Source organism: Candidatus Chordibacter forsetii (genome assembly GCF_964187505.1).
GTDB classification, from domain to species: domain Bacteria; phylum Verrucomicrobiota; class Verrucomicrobiia; order Opitutales; family Seribacteraceae; genus Chordibacter; species Chordibacter forsetii.
This window is the reverse complement of the sequence record NZ_CAXLML010000085.1, coordinates 1-6221: the sequence shown is the minus strand read 5'-3', so window position 1 is coordinate 6221 and position 6221 is coordinate 1. Positions and strand designations below refer to the sequence as shown.

Below are 6221 nucleotides of genomic sequence, written 5' to 3'. Positions count from 1 at the left end.
TTCCAAACCCTTTGGCATCTCCGTTGGCATATCCTTAGCACTGTGTACTGCAAGATCGGCTCGACCATCGAGTAAAGCAAGTTCAAGTTCCTTCGTAAACAAGCCCTTTCCACCAGACTTTTCCAAAGACCATTTAGTTTGTTTGTCTCCGGTGGTTACCATTGGTAAAAGTTCAACCTCTCGCGAAAGAGATTCGCTTAAACAAGTCGCAACCTGTTCAGCTTGGCATAACGCCAAGGGACTTCGGCGGGTTGCCAATACCAAAGGTTTACTCACCGATTACAGATAAAGAGAGCCAAACGCAATACCGTCGGCCGGATGTATTTCTTCAACCCGACGAATGAGTCGCTGGAATTAGGAGTAGGATGCTTGTGCACCCTTAATGTTTTTCTTAGGTATCCAAGGCATTACTGCTCTTAAGCTTCTACCAGTAACTTCGATAGGATGCTTTTCGCCTTCTTCCAACAACTTGTTGTAGTTAGGTAATCCTGCTTGGTGTTCCTTGATCCAATCTTTGGCAAATTTACCACTTTGAATTTCTTTAAGGACCGTCTTCATCGAGCGCTTGACATTTGCATTAATGACACGAGGCCCGCGGGTAATATCACCATACTTTGCAGTTTCAGATACCGAAAACCTCATGCCAGCAATTCCCGATTCGATCATTAAATCAACAATCAATTTCAACTCGTGCAAACATTCGAAATAAGCCATTTCAGGTGCATAACCTGCTTCCACTAAAGTTTCAAAGCCTGCTTGAACCAAGGCAGACGCACCGCCACAAAGAACCGCTTGCTCGCCGAATAAATCTGTTTCAGTTTCTTCCTTGAAGGTAGTTTCGAGAATGCCTGCTCTTGCACCTCCAACACCAGCTGCCCAAGAAAGAGCAACTTTTTTGGAATCTTTGGATGAACCTTTAAGCACGGCAATTAGAGCGGGTACTCCCTTGCCTTCCTTAAATTGCGAGCGTACTAGGTGACCAGGTCCTTTGGGGGCGACCATGATCACACTGACTCCGCGGGGAGGTTTGATTAAGCCAAAATGAATGGCAAAGCCGTGGGTGAATAGAAGTGTTTTACCCTTAGAAAGGTTGGGTTTAATTTCGGACTCGTAAACCTCAGCCTGCTTCATATCAGGCACACCTATCATAATGACATCTGCCTTTTGTACAGCCTCAGCAACTTCAAACACTTCAAAGCCATGGCGTTTGGCCACACGAATGGATTTACTTCCTTTGTACAATCCAATGATGACATTCAAGCCACTGTCCTTTAGGTTGAGGGCATGGGCATGTCCTTGTGAGCCGTACCCGATGACGGCGAGCGTTTTCTTTTTGAGGGGAGTAATTTTCGCTTCTTTGTGCGTGTATACTTTCGCTGGCATTTGCTAGTGGGTTACTTGATTAGTTGATTTCCAGATAAAATGGATTAGTTTTCACTCGCTCCACGACGCAAAGAAACAACACCCGTACGGGCAAGTTCGGATACGCCAAAGGATTCGAGTAAATCGAGAAAAGCTTTTATTTTATTTTTGTTTCCTGTGACCTCTATGATCAGGTTATTGGGGGAGACATCTATAATTTTACCCCGGAACACATCACAAATTTGGGTAATTTCCGGGCGAGTTTTGGAATCGGCTTCGACTTTAAGCAAAACCAGTTCACGCCCAACTGCTTCTTCGCCATGGTAGTTTTCCACTGCAATAACATCTACTAGTTTATCTAATTGCTTGATGCATTGATCCAGGGCTTTTTCGTCTCCATTAAGCGTAGCGGTAATCCGAGACCGTCCATCAATATGAGTAGGTGCTACATTTAAAGTATCAATATTAAATCCACGTCCACTAAACAGTCCAGCTATTCGAGCGAGGACACCAAATTTATTTTCGACTAAAACGGAAATGATGTGGCGCATGGGAGTAGTTTACAAATTGATGAATGGTGGACGGCACAGGATTCGAACCTGTGACCTACTGGGTGTAAACCAGTCGCTCTAACCAACTGAGCTAGCCGTCCTTGAAATAAATTTAAAGGCAGAATAGTAATAATACCAGCAATAGTGGCAAGCGTGAATCACTCGGGCTTGCCTACTTGCACTCGAATAGTTTTGGGCCCAAGGATAGGCTTTGACTTGGTCTTGAAGTTTTTTTCAGGCTCATTTGACTTCGTTGGGTTCGAAAATGTATTCTTTTGACTGCCAACATTTGATATGCTTGAGGCAGATGAAGATTTAACTTTTCTTGGGCCCATCCAATAATCTTTGCTTCCTTGAGGTAAACTAATTTGTTTATTCTTTGGTAACCCACTTCCTTTAATTGGGGCCTCTAGTGCAGAACCGTCATACGCATCTCCCCCTGCTCTTTGAACGGGAAACCCAGGTTTGCTCGGACGATCCCGCCTAAACTGATATCGGTTAATATCGCGTAATGACATATTGTTCACTTTGTTCATCCAATCATCCACACGGTCATTTAAACGAGCATAATAAGCATCCCGAAATTCGACTGCATTAGCAGCGGGAGCTTTTTTGCTTAAATTTTGATTGTTTGCTCGTTCAGAACTTTCATCAGCGATTTGATCATTCAAGGGCGTTTTAATTTCTATGCGAGTAGATGGCACCCGTTCACTACCCCAAAGGTTAACATTGCCCATGGGGAAACGCTTGCCTCCGAAAGAAGAAAAGTGAGCCGGCCATTCTTCAATCGATATGCGCCTGCTTGAGTGCGGATTCATACGGTTAAATTTTGATGCTCGTCCATTCAGCGGGCTCATTTTTCCATCAAAACCTCCCACACGTTTCGTGAAGTCATTTGCTTTCTGTTGGCTATGCATTTTCGCACTTCCAAAGAACATCAAAAAGCCTATTAAAACAGATAAACTCGACATTCCACAAACGCTCATGAATATAAAATTATACGTATCACTCTCTGCACAATCAAGAATGTTCCATACCCACCAATGAAGACTTACCTATCCATGCTCCAACGATTAATCGATCAAGGCACCCACCGAAATGATCGCACGGGAACAGGAACATGGTCGGTATTTGGCGAACAAGCCAGGTTCTCCCTTCACGACGGTTTTCCCTTACTAACCACAAAAAAACTTCATTTGCGCTCCATCATCCATGAACTGCTATGGTTTTTAAATGGTGATACCAATGTAAAATACCTACAAGACAACAAGGTATCGATTTGGAATGAATGGGCCGATGAAAATGGGGACCTCGGGCGGGTTTATGGTGCCCAGTGGACTGACTGGAAGAGGTCAGACGGTAACGGTTCTGTTAATCAAATCCAGGAGGTTATCCATGCCATCCGAAAAAACCCTGATAGTCGCAGGCACCTCGTTTGTGCTTGGAACCCGGGAGAGCTTCACCTAATGGCTCTACCACCCTGTCATGCACTTTTTCAATTTTATGTCGCTGAAGGTAAATTAAGTTGTCAACTTTATCAACGAAGTGCTGATCTCTTCCTGGGTGTTCCATTCAATATCGCATCCTATGCCTTGTTGACCATGATGATCGCCAAGATTTGCAATTTGCAGGCTCATGAGTTTGTTCACACATTCGGAGATCTTCACCTTTATTCAAACCACCGCGAACAAGCCGAACTTCAACTCTCCAGAGAACCGCGAACAAAGCCCACAATGCTTATTCATGGAAATCAAAAAGAGATAACAGACTTTCGTTTCGAAGATTTTGAACTTGTTGATTATGACCCCTACCCTGCCATCAAGGCGCCGATCGCGGTGTGAATAGTTCTTGTCCCTGCAAAGCGATTGTCGCAGTCTCCCAAGATGGGGTTATTGGCCGAGCGGGTGACTTGCCGTGGCGGTTACCTGGTGACCTAAAGTGGTTTAAAAAAATTACTCTCGGGCACACCTTAGTGATGGGAAGAAAAACTTGGGAATCTTTGCCAGGTGCGCTTCCTGGTAGACAAAACTGGGTACTCAGTCGTACCGCTTCACAGGAAGATGGGATGAGGATATTTAGATCCATAGAAGATATTCTCGAAAACAAGCAACAGGATCAGACTATTTTCATCATAGGCGGTGGAGAAATCTATTCTCTTGCCCTGCCTCTTTGTCACGAACTTTACCTCACGGAAGTTCACCGAAAAGTTCCAGATGGGGACGCATTTTTTCCCGAATTTAAACAAAGTTTTAATCCCGTTGAAACTCTGGACGATAACGACGATTTTTTACTCCGCAGATGGACACGATCCAATTAATATTGATCTTTAAAATCGGTATGCTTTTACCTTTTTTTGATATTCAGAATCCCGTTTAAGGTTAACCATACAATCAGAGTCTGTATCGACCTTGTAAATTTCTTCAGAAAACCTCAAATCGATAAAGATCAAGACGAAATACAACCTCTTTATTAGAGGTTGGCAAAATCATTAAATTTTTAAGTCAAAAGGAAGAAAGCATTCTTCCTTATCATCTCCCACTTTTACCTGAGCCCATAAGCGGTAAACTCCAGAATCGGGAGATTTAAAACTGAAAGTTAAGGGACCAGACCGGGCATCATCACCGGATTTTGGCGGTTCATATTCTAGGGGATGAAGATGGGCAAAACCTTTAAGGTTTGGTTCAAAGGCAACCATGTGGGCAAAAGCTCCCATAACTGGTCGGAGTGGAAGGTCATCACCCTGTTCATTCACTGCAGTAAATTTGATCATTATTTCAGAACCCGAACCTTCATTTTCTAATCGTTTAATTTTGAAAGTCCGATTACCTTGAGAAACCAAAGTGCTGCCCTCTTTAAGGTAGGGAGCTTCGGACTTCCCTGACACCTTAAAACTGGTCCCTAATAACACTCGGCGGGGACTACGAATAGGTATGAGGTCAAGAAAGACTTGATAATTCCCAGCTTTTTTCGGTGTAAGCGTAAAACGCCATATCCCCTTAAATAATGGATCTGCTTCTGGATGAAGGTGCTGATAATCCTGCAGACTGGGATCGATTGCGAGAAGATGAATCTTACGGGTATGACTTAGAGCTACATCAGAAGCTGCCAGAGGGGACCCATCCGCCTGCTTGATATTCATTTCAAATCGACAAGGCTTTCCAACTTCTAAGGGATCAAGAGCCCGGAAGTCCAAACTCATAGGCCACCTGCGGATAGATAAATCAACAAAGCCTGCATCTCCAGGACCACAATAATCGATTTCACCCTCAAGGTTGTAAGTTTCTTCGTGCAGAAAATCACATGGTTCCACCGGCAGTGAGCGTACAACAAAATAAATACCGATAAAAGGGATTGCCAAAAAGAAGGGTAAGAATTTAGACGAAAATATAGTTTTCATTATCAAGTAATTAACCTTCAACACCTTCGGGCAGACGAGCGAGAAAATCTTCTGCCGACCAATGACTTCCAGGAAATTGATATATAATTTGTCTTTTGGAATTGATAATCATGGTTCGCATCGTGTGATCGAGTGGCAAATCCTCAATATTCTTTCGAAAAATTCCAAATTGACGGTTCAAATCGTCAATAGCCGCCTTAGTCGCTGTCCCCAAACGAAAGTTTTGTTCATTCAAATCATAGGCGCGTGCATAAGATTTAAGGACTCCCGGGGTATCAAACTCTGGGTCTAAAGTTATGGAAAGAAACTTTACATGGGGGACTTTTGTCTGCTTGGCCAGTGTTTGAAGCTTTTTCATACGCATGGTGGATGCAGGGCACATCTCCGCAATCGAACACCGGGTAAATATAAAATTTAACACCGTCACGGAGCCATCAAAATAGTCGGTCGTCAAGACTTCACCATCTTGGTCATAAAGGGCAAAAGGGGGAAGCGTATCACCAACTGAACGAATCATGCTATCTCCCATACTCAAGGTATCTCGTCGCAACAATCGATTAACATTATTAACTCGAATACGTTCCGATCGATCATCTGGCCAAACACAACTGAGTAAATAACCCGGTCCTCTTGCGGGAGTAAAAGTCTTACGAGTCGACGCTCGAAAAACCGATTTTAAATTTAAAAGGTTTAAATCTCCAGGTTGAACCGCAAAAAATTGCTCGAAACCAGATACTCCACCCCATTCTTTCTGGAGTTCTTTACCGCAGGCAAGTATTTCAACTTTCACCATACTGGTGTTAACATCGACGTCTAAAACCCTTCCCCGCACTTCATTTACTGCTAGTGTTGACTTGGCTGAAAATTGACTAGGGGGAGCTTCGCAACTGCACAAAGCTAACCCACAAATC

General features: G+C 43.6%; 7 protein-coding genes, 1 tRNA gene and 1 pseudogene. 2 read left to right on the top strand and 7 right to left on the bottom strand.

Features of this window, described 5'->3' with window-relative positions; translation table 11 throughout:
- The 5 genes and pseudogenes from ACKPQ4_RS04080 to ACKPQ4_RS04060 all read right to left on the bottom strand — a co-directional run.
- Nucleotides 1-276, bottom strand: a pseudogene (locus tag ACKPQ4_RS04080) (hydroxymethylbilane synthase); the annotation flags it as partial.
- Between the two features lie 78 nt (nt 277-354).
- Nucleotides 355-1383, bottom strand: a complete 1029-nt coding sequence (gene ilvC, locus ACKPQ4_RS04075; protein WP_407679931.1) for a ketol-acid reductoisomerase — start codon at nt 1381-1383, stop codon at nt 355-357.
- 44 nt (nt 1384-1427) lie between these two features.
- Nucleotides 1428-1913, bottom strand: coding sequence for an acetolactate synthase small subunit (ilvN, locus tag ACKPQ4_RS04070; RefSeq protein WP_407679930.1), 486 nt, complete (start codon nt 1911-1913; stop codon nt 1428-1430).
- Between the two features lie 24 nt (nt 1914-1937).
- A tRNA-Val gene (locus ACKPQ4_RS04065) sits at nt 1938-2014 on the bottom strand.
- 57 nt (nt 2015-2071) lie between these two features.
- Nucleotides 2072-2830, bottom strand: a complete 759-nt coding sequence (locus ACKPQ4_RS04060) for a hypothetical protein (RefSeq protein ID WP_407679929.1) — start codon at nt 2828-2830, stop codon at nt 2072-2074.
- 126 nt (nt 2831-2956) lie between these two features.
- Here ACKPQ4_RS04060 and ACKPQ4_RS04055 point away from each other — a divergent pair, with 126 nt between their 5' ends.
- Together ACKPQ4_RS04055 and ACKPQ4_RS04050 are read left to right on the top strand one after the other, a co-directional pair.
- Complete coding sequence (locus ACKPQ4_RS04055; protein ID WP_407679928.1) at nt 2957-3754, top strand: thymidylate synthase; 798 nt, start codon at nt 2957-2959, stop codon at nt 3752-3754.
- Nucleotides 3751-4230, top strand: a complete 480-nt coding sequence (locus tag ACKPQ4_RS04050; RefSeq protein ID WP_407679927.1) for a dihydrofolate reductase — start codon at nt 3751-3753, stop codon at nt 4228-4230. The genes ACKPQ4_RS04055 and ACKPQ4_RS04050 overlap by 4 nt, the downstream gene beginning before the upstream one ends.
- A 171-nt stretch (nt 4231-4401) precedes the next feature.
- On the opposite strand, the gene ACKPQ4_RS04045 is transcribed toward ACKPQ4_RS04050, so the two are convergent.
- Together ACKPQ4_RS04045 and ACKPQ4_RS04040 are read right to left on the bottom strand one after the other, a co-directional pair.
- Nucleotides 4402-5310, bottom strand: coding sequence for a hypothetical protein (locus ACKPQ4_RS04045; protein ID WP_407679926.1), 909 nt, complete (start codon nt 5308-5310; stop codon nt 4402-4404).
- 10 nt (nt 5311-5320) lie between these two features.
- Nucleotides 5321-6221: SCO family protein (locus ACKPQ4_RS04040; protein WP_407679925.1), on the bottom strand; the 901-nt coding region annotated here is incomplete at its 5' end.

Excerpts from the sequence above, each read along its gene's own strand:
- ACKPQ4_RS04060 (WP_407679929.1), bottom strand. The coding sequence starts at position 2,830 with ATGCATAGCCAACAGAAAGCAAATGACTTCACGAAACGTGTGGGAGGT.
- ilvC (WP_407679931.1), bottom strand. The coding sequence starts at position 1,383 with ATGCCAGCGAAAGTATACACGCACAAAGAAGCGAAAATTACTCCCCTC.
- ACKPQ4_RS04055 (WP_407679928.1), top strand. The coding sequence starts at position 2,957 with ATGAAGACTTACCTATCCATGCTCCAACGATTAATCGATCAAGGCACC.
- ACKPQ4_RS04045 (WP_407679926.1), bottom strand. The coding sequence starts at position 5,310 with ATGAAAACTATATTTTCGTCTAAATTCTTACCCTTCTTTTTGGCAATC.
- ilvN (WP_407679930.1), bottom strand. The coding sequence starts at position 1,913 with ATGCGCCACATCATTTCCGTTTTAGTCGAAAATAAATTTGGTGTCCTC.